The organism is Geothrix mesophila, assembly GCF_022808835.1.
Taxonomy (GTDB): Bacteria; Acidobacteriota; Holophagae; order Holophagales; family Holophagaceae; genus Geothrix; species Geothrix paludis.
Window position 1 is genome coordinate 944900 of record NZ_JAKZLD010000001.1, and the last position, 21199, is coordinate 966098.

Annotated in this window: 18 protein-coding genes; 11 read left to right on the forward strand and 7 right to left on the reverse strand. The window is 68.4% G+C overall.

Features of this window, described 5'->3' with window-relative positions:
- The first annotated feature begins 3 nt into the window (after positions 1 to 3).
- The 5 genes from MLG87_RS04385 (at position 4) to MLG87_RS04405 (ending at position 5730) form a co-directional block, all read left to right on the forward strand.
- Positions 4 to 2046: a DUF4178 domain-containing protein gene (locus MLG87_RS04385; protein ID WP_243293987.1), complete on the forward strand. Its 2043-nt coding sequence runs from the start codon at positions 4 to 6 to the stop codon at positions 2044 to 2046.
- Positions 2046 to 2225: a hypothetical protein gene (locus MLG87_RS04390; RefSeq protein ID WP_243287879.1), complete on the forward strand. Its 180-nt coding sequence runs from the start codon at positions 2046 to 2048 to the stop codon at positions 2223 to 2225. The genes MLG87_RS04385 and MLG87_RS04390 overlap by 1 nt, the downstream gene beginning before the upstream one ends.
- Positions 2225 to 2443: a DUF350 domain-containing protein gene (locus tag MLG87_RS04395; RefSeq protein WP_243287880.1), complete on the forward strand. Its 219-nt coding sequence runs from the start codon at positions 2225 to 2227 to the stop codon at positions 2441 to 2443. The genes MLG87_RS04390 and MLG87_RS04395 overlap by 1 nt, the downstream gene beginning before the upstream one ends.
- Positions 2436 to 3971 (forward strand): polyamine aminopropyltransferase, encoded by a 1536-nt coding sequence (locus tag MLG87_RS04400; protein ID WP_243293988.1) that lies wholly within the window; start codon positions 2436 to 2438, stop codon positions 3969 to 3971. Before MLG87_RS04395 ends, MLG87_RS04400 begins: the two co-directional genes overlap by 8 nt.
- A 151-nt stretch (positions 3972 to 4122) precedes the next feature.
- Complete coding sequence (locus MLG87_RS04405; RefSeq protein WP_243293989.1) at positions 4123 to 5730, forward strand: FAD-dependent oxidoreductase; 1608 nt, start codon at positions 4123 to 4125, stop codon at positions 5728 to 5730.
- Here MLG87_RS04405 and MLG87_RS04410 read toward each other — a convergent pair.
- Positions 5727 to 6503, reverse strand: coding sequence for a SixA phosphatase family protein (locus tag MLG87_RS04410; RefSeq protein WP_243293990.1), 777 nt, complete (start codon positions 6501 to 6503; stop codon positions 5727 to 5729). The genes MLG87_RS04405 and MLG87_RS04410 overlap by 4 nt on opposite strands.
- A gap of 288 nt (positions 6504 to 6791) precedes the next feature.
- Here MLG87_RS04410 and MLG87_RS04415 point away from each other — a divergent pair, with 288 nt between their 5' ends.
- The 4 genes from MLG87_RS04415 to dsrP all read left to right on the forward strand — a co-directional run bounded on the left by MLG87_RS04415 (position 6792) and on the right by dsrP (position 11431).
- Positions 6792 to 8600, forward strand: a complete 1809-nt coding sequence (locus MLG87_RS04415) for a hypothetical protein (RefSeq protein WP_243293991.1) — start codon at positions 6792 to 6794, stop codon at positions 8598 to 8600.
- Between the two features lie 77 nt (positions 8601 to 8677).
- Positions 8678 to 9250: a cytochrome c3 family protein gene (locus tag MLG87_RS04420; protein ID WP_243293992.1), complete on the forward strand. Its 573-nt coding sequence runs from the start codon at positions 8678 to 8680 to the stop codon at positions 9248 to 9250.
- Positions 9247 to 10173 carry a 4Fe-4S dicluster domain-containing protein gene (locus MLG87_RS04425; protein ID WP_243293993.1) on the forward strand — a complete coding sequence of 309 codons (927 nt, stop codon included), beginning with the start codon at positions 9247 to 9249 and terminating at the stop codon, positions 10171 to 10173. The genes MLG87_RS04420 and MLG87_RS04425 overlap by 4 nt, the downstream gene beginning before the upstream one ends.
- Before the next feature lie 4 nt (positions 10174 to 10177).
- Entirely contained in the window at positions 10178 to 11431 is a 1254-nt protein-coding gene (dsrP, locus tag MLG87_RS04430) for a sulfate reduction electron transfer complex DsrMKJOP subunit DsrP (RefSeq protein WP_243293994.1), read from the forward strand.
- Between the two features lie 4 nt (positions 11432 to 11435).
- On the opposite strand, the gene MLG87_RS04435 is transcribed toward dsrP, so the two are convergent.
- The 5 genes from MLG87_RS04435 to MLG87_RS04455 all read right to left on the reverse strand — a co-directional run bounded on the left by MLG87_RS04435 (position 11436) and on the right by MLG87_RS04455 (position 17684).
- Positions 11436 to 12518: an HD domain-containing phosphohydrolase gene (locus tag MLG87_RS04435; RefSeq protein ID WP_243293995.1), complete on the reverse strand. Its 1083-nt coding sequence runs from the start codon at positions 12516 to 12518 to the stop codon at positions 11436 to 11438.
- A gap of 113 nt (positions 12519 to 12631) precedes the next feature.
- Positions 12632 to 13078 carry a hypothetical protein gene (locus tag MLG87_RS04440; protein WP_243293996.1) on the reverse strand — a complete coding sequence of 149 codons (447 nt, stop codon included), beginning with the start codon at positions 13076 to 13078 and terminating at the stop codon, positions 12632 to 12634.
- A complete protein-coding gene (gene guaA / locus MLG87_RS04445; RefSeq protein ID WP_243293997.1) occupies positions 13078 to 14607 on the reverse strand; it encodes a glutamine-hydrolyzing GMP synthase in 1530 nt (509 codons plus the stop codon). Before guaA ends, MLG87_RS04440 begins: the two co-directional genes overlap by 1 nt.
- An 81-nt stretch (positions 14608 to 14688) precedes the next feature.
- Positions 14689 to 16773 (reverse strand): glycine--tRNA ligase subunit beta, encoded by a 2085-nt coding sequence (gene glyS, locus MLG87_RS04450; RefSeq protein WP_243293998.1) that lies wholly within the window; start codon positions 16771 to 16773, stop codon positions 14689 to 14691.
- Positions 16770 to 17684: a glycine--tRNA ligase subunit alpha gene (locus MLG87_RS04455; RefSeq protein WP_243293999.1), complete on the reverse strand. Its 915-nt coding sequence runs from the start codon at positions 17682 to 17684 to the stop codon at positions 16770 to 16772. Before MLG87_RS04455 ends, glyS begins: the two co-directional genes overlap by 4 nt.
- Before the next feature lie 58 nt (positions 17685 to 17742).
- On the opposite strand from MLG87_RS04455, the gene MLG87_RS04460 reads away from it, so the two are divergent.
- Positions 17743 to 18276 (forward strand): GNAT family N-acetyltransferase, encoded by a 534-nt coding sequence (locus MLG87_RS04460; protein ID WP_243294000.1) that lies wholly within the window; start codon positions 17743 to 17745, stop codon positions 18274 to 18276.
- Positions 18277 to 18305: 29 nt separating this feature from the next.
- Here MLG87_RS04460 and MLG87_RS04465 read toward each other — a convergent pair whose 3' ends face one another.
- Entirely contained in the window at positions 18306 to 20096 is a 1791-nt protein-coding gene (locus MLG87_RS04465; RefSeq protein ID WP_243294001.1) for a tetratricopeptide repeat protein, read from the reverse strand.
- A 133-nt stretch (positions 20097 to 20229) separates the two neighbouring features.
- Between MLG87_RS04465 and MLG87_RS04470 the strand changes: the two genes are divergently transcribed.
- A complete protein-coding gene (locus MLG87_RS04470; protein WP_243294002.1) occupies positions 20230 to 21177 on the forward strand; it encodes a carbamate kinase in 948 nt (315 codons plus the stop codon).
- Positions 21178 to 21199: the final 22 nt, after the last annotated feature.

Here is a 21199-nt window from a genome sequence, read left to right on the forward strand (position 1 = left end):
CCCATGAGCCCCCTCGCCTCCTGCCCCAGCTGCGGTGCCCCCTTGAGCTTCCGGCCCGGAACCATGGTGGCCGTCTGTTCCTACTGCAAGGCCCTGGCGGCCCGGCACGACCGGAATCCCGAGCTCATCGGCAAGGTGGCCGACCTAGTGGACACGGGCTCGCCCCTGGGCCTGGGCGCAACGGGGCGCCATGCGGGGCGCTCGTTCACCCTGGCGGGCCGGGTGCAGCTGAAGCATCCCCTGGGCGGCGTGTGGGACGAGTGGTACCTGGCCCTCGACGACGGCCGCTGGGGCTGGCTGGCGGAGGCCCAGGGCCGCTTCTACCTCACCTTCACCCAGGCGCCCCATGGAACCCTGCCGTCTCCGGCTGACCTGCAACCGGGCGGCCTGGCGGATCTGGGACCGGACGGCCTCTGGACCGTGGACGAAGTGAGCGAGGCTGCCTTCCACAGCGCCGAGGGCGAGATCCCCTGGGCCGTGGAGCCGGGCGCCACCTATCGCTACGCGGATCTCTCGGGCCGCAACGGCGCCTTCGCCACCCTGGACTACGGCGAGGAGCCGCCCCTCTTCTTCCTGGGCCGCGAGGTGTCGCTGGCAGAGTTGGGGATCCAGGGCGGCACGCGGAAGCCGCCAAAGGTCGGCACCCAGAGCCTCAACTGCCCCAAGTGCGGCGGTGCCCTGGCCCTGCGCGCGCCGGACCAGACGCAGCGGGTGGGATGTCCCAGCTGCGGCAGCCTGCTCTCGGCCGAAAACGGAAAGCTCGCCTTCCTCAAGAGCCTGCAGCAGCCCCGCCAGGATGTGGTCATCCCCCTGGGCGCCGAGGGCAGCCTGCGCGGCGAGCCGGTCACCTGCATCGGCCAGCTGCGCCGGAGCTGCACCATCGAGGGCACGGCCTATCCCTGGAACGAGTACCTGCTGCTGGACAGCCGCCACGGCTTCCAGTGGCTGGTACAAAGCGAGGGCCACTGGAGCCTGGCCGTGGCGGTGGCGCCCGGCGAGATCCCCCAGGCCCGTGATGGCCAGAAGAACCTCTTCGCCCAGGGCCGCAACTGGCGGCGCTTCCAGGATGTCGAAGCAGTCGTCGAAGGCGTGTGGGGCGAGTTCTACTGGCAGGTGGAGCAGGGCGAGCGGGTGGAGGTGACCGAGTTCGTGGCCCCGCCCCAGAGCCTCACCCGCGAACGCCAGGCCCACAAGGGCGGAGGAGGCGAGGTGAACTGGAGCCTCTCCACCTATCTGGAGCCGGCGGAGGTCTGGTCCGCCTTCAAGCTGCAGGGCGCCCCGCCGGAACCCATCGGCATCGCGTCCTTCCAGCCCAACCCCCATAGAGTCGCCCTGGCGAAGTCCGCCCTCTGGCTGGTGGGAGCCCTTGGCCTGCTGCTGCTGCTCGTGATGGCGGAATCCATCACGCACCGCAACGCGGAGCTGTTCCACCGGCAGCTGGATCTGTACGACCTGGCCCGCATCCAGACCGAGGCCCCCGGCGCGGCGCGCCCGGGCATCCCCGTGCGCAGACCGCCGACCCAGGCGGTTCCCCCGACTTCGGCGACGTCCGCGGTCCCCACGGAACCCCAGGAGCCGGTGTTCTTCTCCGACCCCATCGAGATCAAGGACGGCCACCAGAACCTGGCGGTCACCCTCAACGCCCCGGTGAACAACAGCTGGGTGGGCGTCGAGGGGGCCCTGGTGAGCGAGACCACGGGCGTGGCGGAGCTCTTCCTGGTGGAATCGAGCTGGTACCACGGCGTGGATGGCGGCGAGTCCTGGTCCGAGGGCGGCCGCACCGACACGGTGTTCCTCAGCGCGGTGCCACCCGGAAGCTACGTGCTGCGCCTCGCGCCGCAGTGGGATGGGAAGGTGCCGCCGGTCCGGATGGTCGACGTGAGATTGCGCCAGGGGGTCATGCGCTGGCTCTACCCGGGCTTGGCCCTGCTGGCCATCCTACTCGTGCCCCTGCTCATGGTGTTCCGCCTGGTCGCCTTCGAGAGCCGGCGCTGGCAGGAGAGCATGTACGCGCCGAACGCGGGCGCCTCCGGGAGTGACGACTGATGCGGATCCTCTACCTGCTCTTCCTCGGCGGCGGGTTCAGCCTCATGGTGGCCAACGGCTTCTTCGGCCGGGAATTCTTCGGAAACCGCCGCCGCGCCGACCTGCCGCCCAGCGTGCGCCAGACGCCCGGCGCCTACCGCACCTTCCTGCACAACAACGGATTCCACGGGGGTAAGTGATGATCACGGACCAACTGCTCCACCAGCTCCTCGTCGCCGCCATCTTCTCCGTCCTCGGCCTCGTCATCCTCGGCGTGGTCTGGCTCATCCTCGTGAAGGTCCTGCCCTTCTCCCTCCGCAAGGAGATGGAGGACGACCAGAACGTGGCCCTGGGCATCGTCCTCGGCAGCCTCATCCTGGGCATCAGCCTCATCATCGCCGCCGCGATCCATGGGTGAATCTGAACCTGAGGCACCCGCCCCGACGCTCAAGGCGCCGCTGCTGTTCATCAGCGTGCTGCTCATCGCCAGCTGCGGGCTGATCTACGAGCTGGTGGCCGGCACCCTGTCGAGCTACCTGCTGGGCGATTCGGTGATGCAGTTCTCCACGGTGATCGGGGTGTACCTCAGCGCCATGGGGCTGGGGTCCTATCTCTCGAAGTTCATCCAGCGGGGCCTGGCGCGGCGCTTCGTGGACCTGGAGCTGGGCGTGGCCCTGGTTGGCGGCTTCTCCGCGCCCATCCTGTTCCAGGCCTTCGCCCACACCCATGCCTTCCGGGTGGTGCTCTACGGCGTGGTGATGGTCGTAGGCACGCTGGTGGGCCTGGAGATCCCCATCCTCATGCGCATCCTCAAGAACCAGGTGCGCTTCAAGGATCTCATCGCCGGCGTGCTCACCCTCGACTACATGGGCGCGCTGTTCGCCTCGATCCTGTTCCCCCTGCTCTTCATGCCCAAGCTGGGCCTGGTGCGCACCAGCCTGTTCTTCGGCCTGCTGAACGCCACCGTGGGCCTCTGGTGCACCTACCTGCTGGCCACGCAGCTGGGACCCACGCGGCTGATCCGCCTGCGCTGCCTGGCGGTCATGGCCCTGCTGGCAGTGGGCCTGGCGTTCGCCGGAAAGTTCACGCTGGTACTGGAGGAGGAGGTCTTCGCCGACGAGATCGTCTACGCCAGGGACAGCCCCTACCAGCGCATCGTGCTCACCCGGGGCCGGGGCAGCTTCCAGCTCTTCCTCAACGGCAACCTGCAGTTCTCCTCGGCGGACGAGTACCGCTACCACGAGGCCCTGGTGCATCCGGCATTCGGCGTGAAGCCGGATGCGAAGCGGGTGCTCATCTGCGGCGGTGGCGACGGCCTAGCCGTGCGCGAGGTGCTGAAGCATCCTTCGGTCCAGGAGATCGTGCTGGTGGACCTGGACCCCGCCATGACCGACATGGCCCGGTACCAGCCCATGGTGCGCCAGCTCAACGGGGCTTCCCTGGAGGATCCCCGCGTGAAGGTGATCAACGCCGACGCCATGATCTGGCTCCAGGAGAGCTCGGGACCACCCTTCGACCTGGCCCTGGTGGACTTCCCGGACCCCAACACCTACGCCCTGGGGAAGCTCTACACCTCCCGGTTCTACCGCCTGCTCCAGCGCCGCCTCACCGATGACGCCATGATCGCCGTGCAGAGCACGTCGCCCCTCATGGCGCGGGAATCCTTCTGGTGCATCGCCGCCACCATGGAGGCCGCGGGCCTCAAGGTGCATCCCTACCACCTGGCCGTGCCCTCCTTCGGCGTCTGGGGCTTCGCCCTGGCCTCCAGGCGCGATTTCGCCGTCCCTGCGCATGTGCTGCCGGGTTTGCGCCACCTGTCCGACGAGACCACGGCCGCCATGTTCGCCTTTCCCAGGGACATGGACCGCGTGCCCACCGAAGTGAACCGCCTCGACAACCAGGTGCTCGTCCACCTCTACGCCCGGGAGTGGCGGCGGTGGTCGTGAGGGGGAACCGCGCAATCACGGGAAAGGGTGCGAAAGAAATGCCAAGGACGATCATCTGTCCGCCGCAGACCTCCTTTATTTTCCTTTCGCGCGCCCGGAGGGCGATTCGCGTCTTTCGCGGTTTCAGGTTTTTCTCTCTGACTACCCGCCCATGAAGCGTCGTGACCTCCTCGCCGCGGGCGCCCTTTCTGCGGTTTCCCTGGCCTGCCGGCGGAAGCCGGAGTTCCCGTTCCAGGGCGAGCTGGTGGGGCCGGATCTGGCCCTGGGCCACTGGCTGCGCGGCGGGGATTTCCCCGATCCGGAGCGCTTCGAGCCGGTCTCCGTGCTGGTGGTGGGCGGCGGCGTGGCCGGCCTCAGCGCCGCATGGCGGCTGGCAGGCGGCGGGCTGGACGACTTCCGCGTGCTGGAACTGGAACCGGCCCCGGGCGGCACCTCCCGCTCGGGACGCAACCACGTGAGCGCCTTCCCCTGGGCCGCCCACTACCTGCCCGTGCCGGATCGCGGGAACCACGCGGTGTTGCGCCTGCTGGACGAGTGCGGTGTCCTGGAGGGCTTCGACGCCAAGGGCGAGCCGCGCTTCGCCGAGGAGGCCACGGTGCGGTCTCCCGAAGAGCGGGTCTTCGCCTATGGCCAGTGGTGGGAAGGGCTCTACCTGCGTGCCGGGGCCAGCGCCGAGGATGAGCGCCAGTACCACGCCTTCTTCCACGAGGTGGACCGCTGGGCGGCGTTCCGCGACGCGAAGGGGCACCCGGCCTTCAGCATCCCGCGCTCCCGCTGCTCGGACGCGCCTGAGGCGGTGGCCCTGGATGGCCTCTCCTTCGCCGCCTGGCTCGACGCCCGCGGTCTCTCCTCGCCGCGCCTGCGCTGGCTGCTGGACTACGCCTGCCGGGACGACTACGGCTCCCGGCTGGACACCACCAGCGCCTGGGCGGGCCTCTTCTACTTCGCGGCCCGGAAACAGGGGCCCGGCGAGGACTCCCGGCCCCTCCTCACCTGGCCCGAAGGCAACGGCTTCCTCGTGGACCACCTGCGCCGCCCCCTCGGCGACAGGCTCCGTTGCGGCGTGTTGGCCGTGGCCATCCGCGAGGAGAAGGACGGCGTCCTGGTCACCGCCTGGGATCACCTGAACCAGCGGCGGGTGGGCTGGAAGGCGAAGCGCGTGATCTTCGCCGGCCCGCAGCACGTCGCCCGCCACGTGGTCGCGGGCCTGGCGGAGGCCCGCCCGGCCTCGGCCCGCATCCGGAACGCGCCCTGGATGGTGGCCAACCTCACCCTGCGCGCACGCCCCAAGGAACCCACCTTCCCTCTGGCCTGGGACAACGTGCTCCGCGACAGCGAGGCCCTGGGTTATGTGGCCGCCACGCACCAGAGCCTGAAGGACTACGGCCCCACGGTGCTCACCTGGTACCGGCCCTTCGCGGGTGCCGACTGCGATGCGGAACGGGCGAGGCTCCGCGCCATGGACTGGCCCGCATGCGCCCGCATGGTGATGGATGATCTCCGCTCGGCCCATCCGGACCTCGAAGGCCTGGTGGCGCGGCTGGACGTGATGCGCTGGGGGCATGCCATGGTGCGGCCGGCGCCGGGTCAGATGTGGGACCCCGTCTTCCTGGGCCTCGCCCGGCCCTTCGGGGCCGTCCACTTCGCCCACACGGAGCTCAGTGGCCTGGCCCTCTTCGAAGAGGCCCAGGACCACGGCGTGCGGGCCGCCGAGGAGGTGCTGGCCGCCTCAGGACGCCGCGGCGAGAGCTGGCGTTAGGGCCTGTTTTCAAAGTGGGGCGTGGCCGCGCAAGGGGCGCCGCCCAAGCGAGGCAAGGAAAGCGACGAAGGCGATGGTGGCCCCATCGTCGAGGAGCTTGACGCAGCATCGCGCCGGGCGCCGCCCCTTGCCCTTCGGGACGCTGCCCAGCCGCACCCCTGGCTGCGTTGCCGGCCTCGAACGATGTCCCGCATCGCCCTTCGGCCGTCGCCTTGCCATGAGCGCGGCTGGGCAGTGTCGCGGCGGCGTCCCACTTTGAAAACAGGCCCTAGCTCCTGCACCTTCTCCACCAGCCGGGCCTCGCCTTCGGCGGGGATGGTGACGATCCAGATCCGGTCGTAGGTGCCCAGCGACCAGTAGGGCACGGGCCCCTTCACGCCCAGGGCCCGGACGAGCTTCTTCATGAGGTCGTGATGCCAGCACACGATCACGGTGCGCCCCCGCTGGGCGTGGAGGATCTCCGCCGCCAGAGCCCCGCTGCCGTCCTTCGGCCGGACAAGGGGCGTCAGGCCGAGCTTGGCTGCGGCGGGGGCGAGGGTCTGCTGCGTGCGCCGCAGCTCCGATGTGTAGAGCGCCGCCGGGTGGAAGCCCGCCAGCACGGGCGCCAGCGCCTGGGCCCGGTGCAGGCCGGCCTCGGCCAGAGGAGAGTCTCCGTCGAACAGGGACTGGCGTTCCGCGTGCCGGACCAGGACCACCGTGGTGTCCTGCGCGGCGAGGCCGACCGCGAGGACGGCCAGCCAGAGCGAGAGGAAGGCGGATCGGACCCCGGTCATGAAACCTCCGCATCCGAGGTTAACGGAGGTGTGCCTCCCCTGTGATGGCGGACACATGATCTCCCAGTGACCTGGAAAGTCCCGACACGTGCGGTGATCTGTTTTTTCTCAGCATCTCCGGCATTGGAGCCATCAGACCCCTCCGCGCATGTGATAACACGATTCATTGTTTTCTTTATGAGTCGTTTGGAATGAATTTCCATGACTTGACGCCCCCTGACCCGGGGTGAGGATGGGTCCAACTCATCCATCCATAGATCTCGGTCCCACCTCCCCGGAGGAAGGTCCATGTCCACTGCCCAGGTTCCACCCCTGAAGGCCCCACCGGGCGAAGCCCCGCCGGCCGGAATGGAATCCCGCCTTGAGGCGCTGGCGGACGTGGTCCGGGGCCTGGAAACCCGGGTAGGGGCCCTGGAGGCGGCGCTCCGGACCAGGCCGACACCCGCGCCGACACCCACGGCAGGGTCCACGGCACCATCAGCCGGGGCCGCTCCCGCGGTGGATGCGCTCCTGCCCGAACCCGCCCTCCCAAGTCCCACCCGCGTCCTGGGCCTCATCGGACAGGTCTGCCTCATCCTAGGCGGGGCCTACCTCATCCGGGCCCTGGTGGACGCCGGCACCCTGCCCCACGGCGTGGGCGTGGCCCTGGGACTCGCCTACGCCGCCACCTGGGCCGTGCTGGGGCACCGGGCCCGGCGTCCCCTGGACGCCGCCTTCCGCACCCTGGCCTCCATCCTCATCGCCTATCCGCTGATCGTGGAGTCCTCCACCCACTTCGGCATCCTGGCCCCGGGACTGGCGGCCCTCGTCCTGGTCGCCGTCGCGGCGCTGCACGCCGCCGTGGCCTGGCGCAGGGACCTCCACGCCATCCTCTGGACAGCCACATTGGCCGCCCTGGGCTCCGGCTTCATCGTGATGATGGCCCGCCGGTCCATCGAACCTTTCACCGCGGCCTTCCTCGCCCTGGGCGCCGGGGCCCTGTGGCTCACCTACGGACGGCGCTGGCACGGCCTACGCTGGCCCACGGCCATGGCGGCCGATGCCGGCGTGCTGATCCTCACGCTCCTCGCCACCTGGCCGGGTGGCGCGCAGGGCATCTATCAGGGGCTGTCCCTGGGACGGGCCCTGTTCCTGGCCCTGGCCCTGGTGGCCATCTACATCGGCAGCTTCGCGGTGCGGATGCTCCAGCGCCGCAGGGCGGTGAACGTCTTCGAGTTCATCCAGACGGCCCTGGTCCTCCTCGTGGGCTTCGGGGGCGCCGTCCGCGTCGCCCAGGCCACGGGCTCGGGCACGGCGCTGCTGGGCGCGGGAGTCTCCCTGGCCGGGGTCGGCTGCTATGCCGCCGCCTTCCCCTTCGCGGACGACCGGGAGGAGACCCGCGCGAACTTCAACTTCTTCACCTTCCTGGCACAGATCTTCCTCCTGCTGGGCGGGTCCTTCGTCCTGCCCCTGCCCCTGTTCGCCACCCTCGCGGGAGTTCTCGGCCTGGCGGCCATGCTGGCCGCGCTGCGCCTGCGCCGGAAGGTCCTGGTGTACCAGAGCGGCATCTATCTCACGGCCGCCGCCCTGGCCTCCGGGCTCGGTTCCTGGGCCCTCCACGTGTTCATGGATCCCGCCAGTCCCACCGCCGCCCCTTCCATCGCGGGACTGGCCAGCCTGGCCGCACTCTTCGCCACCCTGGCGGTCTTCCTGGCGCGCCGACCGCCGGACCCCGTCACCGTCCTGATGCGCCCCGCGATCCTCGTGATGGGCGCCCTGGCCGCGGCAGGCCTCGGCGCCGTGGCGATCTGGATCTGCTGCGGCGGCAGGACCCCGGATCTCGGGGGCCTGGCCCTGGCCCGGACCCTGGTGCTGTCGGCTCTCGCCATCGCCCTGGCATGGCTGGGGCGGCGCGTGCCCGTGCTGGAGCTGCGCTGGATGGTCTACCCGTTCCTCGCCGTCACCACGCTCAAGTTCCTGTTCGAGGACATGGCCGTGGGACGGCCCCTCACCCTCTTCCTGGCCTTCATGGGCTTCGGGGCGACGCTCATCCTCGCTCCCCGCCTGTTGAAGAATCCGGCGGTCCGGGACGCGGACGAGGAGGAGGACGCCCCATGAAGCGCCCCGCCCGATCCGCCGGTCCCATCTCCATTCCGCCGCCGTCCTGCGGCGCCGATTCACGAAAGGACGCCCCTATGCGCTTTCCGACCCTGTCCATGCTGGCGGCGGGTCTGCTGATGATCCTGGGCTCAGCGGCCTTCGCGGAGCCGCCCACCATCAAGCCGCCCGCCGAAACCCGGGCGGAGAGCCCGGGGGCGCCGGAGGGCATCGAGGTGCCCAAGCCCCCCTTCAGCGAGGGCATCTTCCCGTGCACCTCCTGCCACGACGGCAAGAGCATGAAGCCGAACCTCAAGCGCCGCGAGCTGACCGACATGCACACGGACATCGTCCTGAGCCACGGGCCGGCCACCCGCTGGTGCCTGGACTGCCACGACGCCAGCAGCCGCGACAGCCTCCACCTGGCCAGCGGCGAGAAGGTCCCCTTCACGGCTTCCTACCTGCTCTGCGGCCAGTGCCACGGCGACAAGCTGAGGGACTGGCGCGTGGGTGTCCACGGCAAGCGCACCGGCCACTGGAACGGCGAGAAGCAGTACCTCCTCTGCGTTCACTGCCACAACCCCCACTCACCCCGGTTCAAGCCGCTGAAGCCCATGGCTCCACCCACCCCGCCCGAACAGATCCAGCTCCGCAAAGGGGGTGCCCGATGACGGACCCGAAGCCCATCACCCCCTCCGAGAGCTGCGGTGTTTCCGGCTGCGGCAGCCGACGCGAGTTCCTCGGGGCAGCCACGGCCGCCATGGCCGCCGCCCTCACGGGCTGCGGAACGCTGAGCAAGGAGGAGTTCCTCCAGCACAACTTCCGCGAGCTGTCCAAGCAGGAGGTCCTGGATGTCATCGCCCGGCTGGAAAAGGAATACAAGGCGAAGTACGGCAAAGACGTGAAGGTCGCCAACACCCCGGCCATCCCCGGCGTGATCTTCGGCTACGCCCTGGACCTCAGCCGCTGCATCGGCTGCCGGCGCTGCGTGCATGCCTGTGTGAAGGAGAACAACCAGTCCCGGGATCCCGAAGTGCAGTGGATCCGCGTCCTCCAGATGGACAAGGAGGAGGGCGTCAACCTCCAGCACGCGGACCAGTACTACAACCCTGAGGAGGTTCCCCAGGAGGGCCACTTCTACATGCCGGTGCAGTGCCAGCAGTGCAAGAAGCCTCCCTGCACCAAGGTCTGCCCCGTGGGCGCCACCTGGCGCGAGAAGGACGGCATCGTGGTGGTGGACTACAACTGGTGCATCGGCTGCCGCTACTGCATGGCCGCCTGTCCCTACGGCGCCCGCCACTTCAACTGGGGCGAGCCCAACCTGCCCGCGGACCAGGTGAACACCAACACGCACTACCTGGGCAACCGCCCTCGGCCGAAGGGCGTGGTGGAGAAGTGCACCTTCTGCATCCAGCGCACCCGCAACGGCCAGTACCCGGCCTGCGTGGAGATCTGCCCCACGGGCTCCCGCAAGTTCGGCAACCTCCTCGACAAGGACAGCGAGATCCGGTACGTCCTCGAGAACAAGCGCGTCTTCAAGTTCAAGGAAGACCTGAACACCCAACCCAACTTCTTCTACTTCTACGGGGTGTAGGGCCATGCTCACGCTGAAGAACTTCTGGCAGTTCATCACCGACACCCTGCGGATCATCCTGAAGGGCGATCGTCTCTACTACGCCTGGGTGGGGTTCCTCGTGCTCCTCATCGCCATCGGCGCGGCGGCCTACCTGGGCCAGCTCAACAGCGGCCTCATCGTCACCAAGATGCGGGACCAGGTTTCCTGGGGCTTCTACATCGGCAACTTCACCTTCCTGGTGGGCGTGGCCGCCGCGGCCATCATGCTGGTCATCCCGGCCTACATCTACGACTGGGAACCCATCAAGGAGATCACCATCCTGGGCGAGATGCTGGCCATCAGCGCCCTCATCATGTGCCTCGGCTTCGTGATGGTGGACATCGGCCGGCCCGACCGCTTCTGGCACATCATCCCGCTGGTGGGACGGCTGAACTGGCCCCAGTCCATGCTGGCCTGGGACGTGATCGTGCTGAACCTCTACCTACTGCTGAACTGGTTCGTGGTCACCTACCTGCTCTTCTGCGCCTACACCGAGCGCCACTACGTGAAGAAGCTGGTGCTGCCGCTGGTGCTGCTCTCCATCCCCATGGCCGTGAGCATCCACACCGTCACCGCCTACCTCTACAACGGCCTGGCCGCCCGTCCCTTCTGGAACTCCGCCATCCTGGCGCCGCGCTTCCTCGCTTCGGCCTTCTGCTCGGGCCCGGCAATCCTGCTCATCCTCCTGCAGATCCTCCGGAAGACCACCAAGCTCAGCATCAAGGACGAGGCCATCTTCAAGGTGGCCGAGCTGATGGCCTACACCATGGGCTTCAACCTCTTCCTCACCGCGGCCGAGGCCTTCAAGGAGCTCTACTCCGGCACCGAGCACATGGTGTACTTCCAGTACCTCCTGTTCGGCCTCAAGGGGCACACCACGCTGGTGCCCTACGCCTGGGCCTCGATCCTCTGCGGCCTGGCGGCCTTCATCCTGTTCCTGGTGCCCCGCACCCGCACCAACTGGGTGACGCTCAACATCGGCTGCGTGCTGATCTACGCCAGCGTCTACATCGAGAAGGGCATGGGCCTCATCATCCCGGGCCTCACGCCCGACGTGCTGGGCGACATCTACGTCTACCGGCCCTCCTTCACCGAGATCGCCGTGGCCGCGGGCATCTTCGCCACCGGCTTCCTGGTCTTCACCCTCATGCTAAAGGCCGCGGTGCCCATGATGCTGGGCGAGTTCACCATCTCCAAGGGACAGCCTTCGCAGACGGCTCCACCACAGAAAGTCTAGGCCTTCAGATCCCCGGGTCCTCGTCGCGCTCCTCATCGGGGTTCGCGGCGAGGATCGCGGCGAACCGGTCGACGTGGGCCAGGAAGAGATCCACCAGGCGCGGGTCGAAATGCACGCCCCGCCCCCTCTGGAGCAGGGCCACCACCTGGTCTTCGGGCCAGGCGTCCTTGTAGTGGCGCCGGCTGCTGGCCGCGTCGAAGACATCGACCAGGGTGGTGATGCGGGCCTCGATGGGGATGGCCTCCCCCTTCAGGCCCCTCGGATAGCCAGTGCCGTCCCACTTTTCGTGATGGCCGAAGGCAATGCGGGCCCCCATCTGGATGAAGGGCACCTTCGAACCCTTCAGGATGGTGGCCCCCATGGAAGTGTGCCGCTTCATGGTCACCCACTCCTCCACCGTGAGGGCTCCTGGTTTCTGGAGGATGGCGTCGGGCACCCCGACCTTCCCGATGTCGTGCATGGGGGCGGCGGCCCGGATGGTCTCGATGGCCTCCTCGTCCCAGCCCAGCAGCCGGCCCATCTCCGCGGCGTAGAGGCCGATCCGCCGGACGTGCGTCCCGGTCTCGTGGTCCCGGTGCTCGCTGGCGGAGATGAGGCGAAGCGCCACCTCCTCGCGGGAAGCGCGGATCTGCTCGGTCTGCTCGCGGACCTTCTGGGCGAGCTGGGCCTCCCGGTCCCGGAAGGCGATCTCGAGCATCCGCCGCCTCAGCGCGGCATTCACCTGGACCAGGATCTCCCTGGGCTGGAAGGGCTTCAGCACATAGCCGAAGGCGCCCTCCTGGAGGCACTCGATGGCCGTCTCGGCCGCCTCCGTGGAGCTCACCATCACCACGGAGATGTCCGGAATGCGGGGCTGGAGTGCCTTCACCAGGTCGAGCCCCGAGGCCCCCGGCATCTGGATGTCGCTGAGCACCAGGTCGGAGGGTTCCTCCTCCAGGGCCTTGAGGGCGGCCGGTACATCGCCGGCTGTCCGGCACCGGTACCCCGCCTTCGTCAGGATCCGCTCGAGTGACAGGCGGATGATGGGCAGATCATCCACGATCAGGATGCTGACCTGCTGGGGCACCACCTGGATATCTTCGCCCATGGACCTTTCCTAGACCGATGTCCCAACCGCACGCCTGGGAGGATCGTCTCCACCGATGATGGCACAGCCGGAAAAAACCATGAAGCGCCCCGGTGGAATCTCGGGGTCCCCCCCTACCGGGCCCATTCCAAGGAATCGCGCTTGGCCTCGTAGTGGGCCCCCAGGTCCAGGGCGATGGCCCGCTCGCAGAGCGCCAGGGCCCCGTGGAAGTCCCCCAGCTCGCTCTGAGCCTGGATCCCTCGCTCGAAGCAGGTGAGCCCTCCCAGCAGGCGCCGGTACTCGTGGGGGAAGGCCGCCTCGAGGTCCGGCAGGTAGCCCAGGGCGACCTCCACGCTCTCCGTGCAGCCTTCCCACTGCCCCAGCTGGGCCTGGGCCTCAGCCAACCGGTCGTACGCCACCGCCTTCACGGCATTGGGCAGGCTGGCCTGCCCCTCGAAGGTGCGGCGCAGGTACTTCAGGGCGGCTTCCGGTCCGTTGAAAGCCGCCTCGCGATGCCCCGCGAGCACGTCCTCCAGGATCTCCTTCACCGACTTGCGGACGGGTTCCTGTCGCTTCGCCACTATTCGTACTCGATCGTGGCGGGGGGCTTGGAGGTGATGTCGAAGACCACGCGGTTGATGCCCTTCACCTCGCGGACGATGCGCTGGGCGATCCGGTCCAGCAGCTCATGGGGAAGTCTGGCCCAGTCGGCGGTCATGAAGTCCTCGCTGGTGACGGCACGCAGGGCGCACATCCACTCGAAGGTGCGTTCGTCGCCCATGATGCCCACGGTCTGCACAGGCAGCAGTACGGCGAAGGCCTGGCTCGTCTTCGCGTACCAGCCGCTCTCGCGCAGCTCCTGGAGGAAGATGGCGTCGGCGTTCTGGAGGATGGTGGCGCGCTCCCGGGTGATGGCGCCCGGCAGGCGCACGGCCAGCCCCGGTCCGGGGAAGGGATGCCGCTGGTTCATCTCCTCGGGCAGGCCCAGGGCCAGGCCCGTGGCCCGGACCTCGTCCTTGAACAGCTCGCGCAGGGGTTCCACCAGCTTGAGTTTCATGCGCTCCGGCAGGCCGCCCACGTTGTGATGGGACTTCACGAGGATGGCGCCGCCGATGCCACTCGACTCGATGACATCCGGGTAGGTGGTGCCCTGGCCCAGGAAGTCGGCCCTCACCTTGCCCGCCTCGCGCTCGAAGACCTCGATGAACTTGCCGCCGATGATCTTCCGCTTCTGCTCGGGGTCGGTCACGCCCGCCAGGGCGCCCAGGAACTCGTCCGAAGCGTCCACCCAGATCACGTTGAGCTCGAAGGGGGCGAAGTAGGCCTGCACCTGCTTCATCTCGTCCTTGCGCATGAGGCCGTGGTCCACGAACACGCAGGTGAGCTGCTTCCCGATGGCCTTGTGCAGCAGCAGCGCCGCCACGCTGGAGTCCACGCCGCCGCTGAGGCCCAGCACCACCGTGCCCTGCCCCACCTGCTCGCGGATGACCTTGACCTTCTCCTCGATGAAGTTGCCCGCGTTCCAATCCAGGGCCATGCCGCAGCGCTTGAGGAAGTTCAGCAGCAGGGGCGTGCCCTGGGTGCTGTGGGTGACCTCCGGGTGGAACTGGAGGCAATAGATCCCGCGCTTCGGATCCTCCATGGCCGCCACGGGCACGCTGGGCGTCTTCGCCGTGACCGTGAAGCCCGCCGGAGCGACTTCCACATGGTCGCCATGGCTCATCCACACCTGCTGGGCGTGGGGCAGCCCTTCGAAGAGCATCGAGCCCTCGGGCGAGGCCTGGATCTCCGCCTTGCCGTATTCCCGGCTCGCGGAGCGGTGCAGCTGCCCGCCCAGGTTCCGGGCCAGGAGCTGCTGGCCATAGCAGATGCCAAGGATGGGCACGCCGAGGTCCAGGATGGCCGGGTCCAGGTCCGGCGCCCCGGGCTCCAGCACCGAGTTGGGCCCGCCGGACAGGATCACGCCCTTCAGGTCCGCCCCCGCGATCTCCGCGGCCGTCGCGCCGGAGTTGTAGACCAGGCCGAAGGCCCCCAGCTCGCGCAGCCGCCGCGTGATGAGCCGCGTGTACTGGCTGCCGTAGTCGATGATCGCGATGCGTTCGTGGTGCATGGGGACCTCAAAAGCTGTTGAACCGCAGAGAACGCATGGAGCGCAGAGGAAAGAGGGGAACCGTCCGGAGCCCCGCCGTCCTTACTGCCACAGGCTGAAGTCAGCGACGCGCAGGAAGGCCTGACGGAGCCGGTGCAGGAGGCTCAGGCGCGCGGCGCGGAGGGCCGGGTCGTCGCACTTGACCATGATTCGATTGAAGAATGCTTCGAGTGGATCAGCCAAATCAGCGAGGTCATTCAGCGTCACGATCAGGTCATACTGGGACTCCACTCGGTGCATGTGAGTCAGCAGCACCACTTCCTCTGGCTCAACCAACAACTCGGCCTTCAGAAGATCGGATGGTGATTCGTCTTTAAGAATGTTGCTGATTCGCTTGGCGCTCTGGCCGAGGCTAGAGAATCGCGGATCTTCACTGAAAAGATTCAGGTTTTCGCACCGATTACGAAGATCACGGAGGTCTTCCCATCCCACAGCAATGGTCGAGCGCCTGACCGAAGCAGGATATGGAGCTGGCTTGACCAGACTCTCCAGCTGATAAACCACGCGGTCCTTGAAGAAGGCCAGCAGGGCCTCGCGGGTTTCCGCCTCGGGCTTCGTGGCCTTGGGACCCACGACCTTCAGGGCGGCGGCGATGAGGTCCGAGGGCGTGAACGGCCAACCCTGCTCCCAGAGGATGCGGACGATCCCCTGGCCTGCACGGCGCAGCGCGAGGGGATCCTTCGAGCCGCTGGGGATGAGGCCCACAGCGAAGCAGCCCGCCACCGTGTCCAGCTTGTCGCAGAGGGACAGCAGGCAGCCCATGGGCGTGGCGGGAATGGCGTCCTCGGCGCCGACGGGCCGGTAGTGCTCCTTGACGGCCTTCCAGACCTCCTCGTGGGCGCCTTCGTGCTTGAGGTACTCGCCGCCCATGACGCCCTGCAGCTCGGGGAACTCGCCCACCATCAGCGTGCGGAGGTCGCACTTGGCCATGCGGGCGGCCTCCAGGGCGCGGTCGATGTGCGCGTCGTCCGTGGAGAGGCGCGTGGCCAGGGCCTTGGTGAGGGCCACGACGCGGCCGGTCTTGTCGTGGTAGCTGCCCAGCTCACGCTGGAAGGTGAGGGCCTTCAGCTTCTCCAGGCGGTCGGACAGGGGGTGCTTGCGGTCCTCGGCGAAGAAGAAGCGTGCGTCGTAGAGGCGGGCCTTCAGCACCCACTCGTTGCCGGCCTTCACGAAGCCCGCCGGGTCGTCCGTGCGGTTGGCGGCGGTGAGGAAGAAGGGCAGCAGGGCACCGTCGGCCTTCTCGATGCAGAAGCTCTTCTGGTGTTCGCGGAGGCTGGTGACCAGCACCTCCTTGGGAAGCTCCAGGAAGTCCGCCGGGAACTCGCCGCGCACGATCTTCGGGAACTCCACGATCTCCGCCAGGGTGTCCAGCAGCTCGGCGTCCGCCACCACGCGACCGCCCACTTCGGCGGCCAGCTGGTCCAGCTGCTCGGCCATGCGGGCGCGGCGGGCCTCCAGGCCGACCACGACGCCTGCGGCCTCCAGGGCCGCCTCGTACGCCTCGGGTGACGTGATCCTCACCGCCTCGGGGTGCTGGCGGTGGTGGAGACGGTGCCCCCAAGTCGTGTTCATGGCCGCCACGCCATCCACCGTGATGGGCACGACCTGGTCTCCGAAGAGGCAGAGGATGTTGCGGATGGGCCGCACGAACTCGAACTCCGACGAGCCCCAGCGCATGGCCTTGGGCACGTGGAGTCCGGCGATGAGGCCGGGCAGCGCCTCGGCCAGCAGGTCCGCCGTGGGCCGTCCCTGCTTCGTGATCGTCACCACCGCGCAGGGCTCCTTCTTCCCGGCGGGCTGCTCGAAGCGCACCGCGGAGAACGGCACGCCCCACTTCTCGGCGAACTTCTCGCCTTGAATGGTGGGCTTGCCCTCCGCGTCCACGCACATGCGCTGCGGCGGGCCCACCTGGATCTCGGTCTGATCGGGCTGGGAGGCCGGCAGGCCCGCACCGCGCCAAGCCAGCTTGCGCGGGGAGAAGAAGGTCTCGAGGCCGGAGGCCGCGAGACCCTGTCCCCCAGCCCAGGCCGTGAAGGCCGTGGCGAATTCGTCCGTCAGCGGCTTCAGGAACCGCGCCGGGATCTCCTCGCAGTGCAGTTCCAGCAGGAAGGTCTTCGTGGCGCTCACTTCGCACCTCCCTTCCCGGCCGCCTGCTCAGGCACGGCGGGTCCCTCCTGATGGTTCAGGTAGGCCTTCGCGCAGGCACACGCCAGGTCGCGCACGCGCTTGATGATGCCCGGCCGCTCCGTGGTGCTCACGGCGCCGCGGGCGTCCAGCACGTTGAAGGTGTGGCTCATCTTGAGGGCCTGCTCGTAGGCGCTGAGGAAGTGGCCCAGGTCGTTCAGGAGCCGCCAGCCCTCCTTCTCGTAGGCGTCGAAGAGGGTCTTGTGCAGGTTCAGGTCCGCGTGCTCGAAGCTGTAGGCGCTGAGCTCGAATTCCTCGCGCTGGCGCATCTGGCCGTAGGTGACGGGGAACACGCCGTCGTCCGTCTTCACCTCGCCGTGCACCAGGTCGAAGATGTTGTCGTAGCCGCCCAGGAACATGCAGATGCGCTCGATGCCGTAGGTCAGCTCGGCGCTCACGGGTCGGCAGTCGAGGCCGCCCACCTGCTGGAAGTAGGTGAACTGGCTGATCTCCATGCCGTCCAGCACCACCTGCCAGCCCACGCCCCAGGCGCCCAGGGACGGCGATTCCCAGTTGTCCTCCTCGAAGCGGAGGTCGTGCTTGGAGAGGTCGATGCCTAGGGCCTCCAGGCTCTCGATGTAGAGATCCTGCACCTTGGCGGGGCTGGGCTTGAGGATCACCTGGAACTGGAGGTGCTTGTAGACGCGGAAGGGATTCTCGCCATAGCGGCCGTCCGCCGGGCGGCGCGAAGGTTCCACGTAGGCCACGTTCCAGGGCTTGGATCCCAGGGCGCCGAAGAAGGTGAGCGGGTTCATGGTGCCCGCGCCCTTTTCCAGATCGTAGGGCTGGCCGATGAGGCAGCCGCGGTCAGCCCAGAACCGCTGGAGGCGGAGGATCAGTTCCTGGATGTGCATGGGGACCCGCCAAAACGAGTATTCTAGCGGGTTTTGGCCCACTTGATAAGCTGTCGGGATGCTGATCCGCCCCGCCCTTCCCCACGAGGCCCAGGCCCTGGCCGTCCTGGGCGAGCGCCTGTGGCGCGAAACCTACACCGGCCTCATCCCCGACTCGAACCTCGAGCTGCATCTGGCCGAGACCTTCGGCCCCCAGCAGCAAGCCGCGGAGCTGGCCGATCCTGCCTGCCGGACGCTGGTGATCGCGGAGGGGGACACCCTTCTGGGCTACACCCTGCTCCGGGCCTGCGGTCCGGAGGAAGGAAGAGCCTCTTTTCACTTCGTCAACCCGCTCGAAGTGGCCCGGTTCTATGTGGATGCCTCCCTCCACGGCCGTGGCGCCGCCCGCGCGCTGATGACGGCGGCGCTGGACCATGCCGCAGCCGCGGGCCACGACGGTGTCTGGTTGCAGGTCTGGGAACAGAACCCCCGGGCCATCCGGTTCTACGCCAAGGCGGGCTTTCAGGATGTCGGCGAGGCCACTTTCCGCGTGGGCGAGCAGATGGACCGGGACCGGGTGCTGATGCACAACCTGATGACCCTGGGCCTCTAAGGCCTCCCCGGTTCGGGAGTTCTGCTGGCTCAGGGTTCCTCGTCAGGCTCGGGCAGCGGAGGCAGGGTGAGGCGCTGGTAGGCCGCCCGGGCCTCCGCATCGCCAGCTTCCATGCCCTTCCGGTACCAGGAGAGCGCCTGGTCGATGTCCCTGGCGCCGCCCAGGCCCTGCTCCAGGTAGCTCCCGAGTTTCCTCATGGCGGCCGCGTTCCCGCCGCCGGCAGCCTCCGCGAAGGCATGCCGCGCCTTCTCGGGATCCTTCGGAATCGTGCCCTCGCCCGACTCGTAGATCAGGCCCGCATTCCACCACCCGCTGGCGCTTCCCTTGGCCCCGGCCCGCAGATACCACCCGAGGGCCATGTCGGGGTTTCTGGGCACGATCAGGCCCTGCTCGTAGAACCAGCCGAGCTGGTTCATGGACGCGCCGCTCCCCTGGTCCGCGGCGGCCTGGTAGCACCTCATGGCTTCGGTGAGGTTCACCGGCACGCCCTCGCCGTTCTGAAAGGCCCAACCAACCTGATGCAGGGCGGTCACGTGGCCCAGCTCCGCGGCCTTGCGGAAATAGTCCAGCGACTTGCCGAGATCCCTGTCCGCCCACCCCTCGCGCTTGTAGCAGAAACCCAGCTGCGCCCAGGCCTGCACCCAGCCCCGCTCTCCGGACTCCTGGTAGTACTGGACGGCCGCCTGAAGGTTCTTGGCCGCGCCCCACCCATTCTCCGAGAACCATCCCAGGAGGTAGATCGACCTGGCAGACCCCTGCCTGGCGCCCTGCTTCAGCCAGGCGAGAGCGCGCCGGTCGTCCTGGCCGACGCCTTGGCCCTTGTGGTAAAGCCAGGCGAGTTGGGCAAAGGCCGGGACGTATTCGCGCTCGGCGGCCTTCGCGTACCAGGAGACGGCTTCCGAGAAATCTGCCGCCACCCCGATGCCGGATTCATAGCACTCGCCCAGCCATCCCATGGCCTGAGGAGAGCCCATCCGTGCAGCCTGCCTGCAGAGCATGACGGCGCGTTCCGGATCCTTGGGGACGCCCTGGCCCCGGATGAGCATCCCGGCCAGCATGACCAGGGCCGAGGGATCCTCGAGCCCCTGGGCCCGCGTGAGCCAGGAGAGGGCCCCCGTCGGGTCCTTGGGCACGCCGGTGCCGTCGAGGAGGAACCGTCCCATGAGCCGCGGCCCATCGGTGTAGCCTGCCTCGGCGGCTTGCTTGGCGAACCGGAAGGCCGCCGCGGTGTCCTTGGGAAACCCCAGGCCCCGCTCATGCATCCAGGCGAGCGTCATGGGGTAGAAGCGCGACTGGGGCTGGTCCGCGGCCCGGCTGAACCAGACCTTGGCGGCCGACGGGTCCCAGGCGATGCCCGCACCGCTGTCAAGGCATTGCCCCAGCTCCGCCATGGCATCCGGAGATCCCTTCTCCGCGGCCTCCCGGAGCAGCTTGGCGTACTGGGCGTGATCCACCGGCACGCCGAAGCCGTTCTGATAGAGCTCCGCCAAGTGGTAGAGCCCTCGGGCGTTGCCTTTGGCCGCGCTGGCCTTCAACCATTTCAGGGCCTCGGTGGAATTCCTGGGGATGCCTTCGCCCCGGAAGTGCATGCGCCCGAGATGCGCCATGGCCTCGGCATCACCAGCCTCGGCGGCCGCACGGTAGCAGGCCGCCGCCCTGGCTCGGTCCCGCGGGCAGCCCTCCGAGCCGAGCCACCGGCGATGCCCCTCGGCCACGAGTCCGCCTTCGAGGCCCGGCGCGCCCGGCGTCTGGGCGAGTACGGCCGCCGCCGGCAGGAGCAGCCACGGGAGGAGGGGGAGCCTGGAGTTCGGGGGGCACATGGGGGACCTTTGACAGGGTGCAAAAACCACGAGGATTCCCGCAAGGAAATTCCGTGAAGTGCCCCGCACTGTGACGCCCGTCCTTTGGCCTGCCCACCGGGCCCTGTAGAATCCTCGTTTCCCGGGGACCTGCATGACCCGAAAGATCGCACTCCTGGCCATCGGCGGAAACGCGCTTCTCAAAGAGAAGGAGCGAGGGCTCCAGGAGGAGCAGCTGGAGAACGCCCGGGAGACGGCGGAGATGCTGGCGCGGGTGGTGGCCGAGGGCTACGCCCTCTGCGTGGTGCACGGCAACGGGCCCCAGGTGGGGAACCTGCTCATTCAGCAGGAGGCCGGCTCGGGGCAGATCCCGCCCTACAGCCTGGACATCTGCGGGGCCATGACCCAGGGCTCCATGGGCTACATGCTGGAGCGCATGCTCATCAACCGCCTGCGCTTCATGGGCCTGGATGCGCCGGTGACCTCCGTGCTCACCGAGGTGGTGGTGGACAAGGAGGACAAGGGCTTCCAGGACCCGACGAAGCCCGTGGGCCCCTTCTATCCCGAGTTCCGCGCCCTGGAGCTGATGCGCTCCAAGCGCTGGAAGATGAAGGAGGATTCGGGCCGCGGCTGGCGCAAGGTGGTGCCCTCGCCCAAGCCCATCGAGATCGTCCAGCTGGACGCCATCAAGACCCTGCTCCAATCCGGCAGTTCCGTCATCGCCGGCGGCGGCGGCGGCATCCCGGTCATCCGCGATGCCAGCGGCTTCCTGGTGGGCGTCGAAGCCGTCATCGACAAGGACCGCCTCAGCGCCCTGCTGGCGGCCCAGCTCGATGCGGACCTCTTCATCATCCTCACGGGCGTGGCCAAGGTGGCCCTCGACTTCGGCAAGCCCACCCAGCGCTGGGTGGATCGCCTCACCGCCAGCGAGGCCCGGAAGCACCTGGCGGAGGGCCAGTTCCCGCCCGGCAGCATGGGGCCCAAGATCGAGAGCGCCCTGGCCTACCTGGAAGGCGGCGGCCACGAGGTGCTCATCACCACCGCCGAGGCTCTGGCCACTGAAGATCCGGCCACCGTGGGCACCCGCATCGTCCGCGATTGACCTCCCAGGATCCAGGAGATCC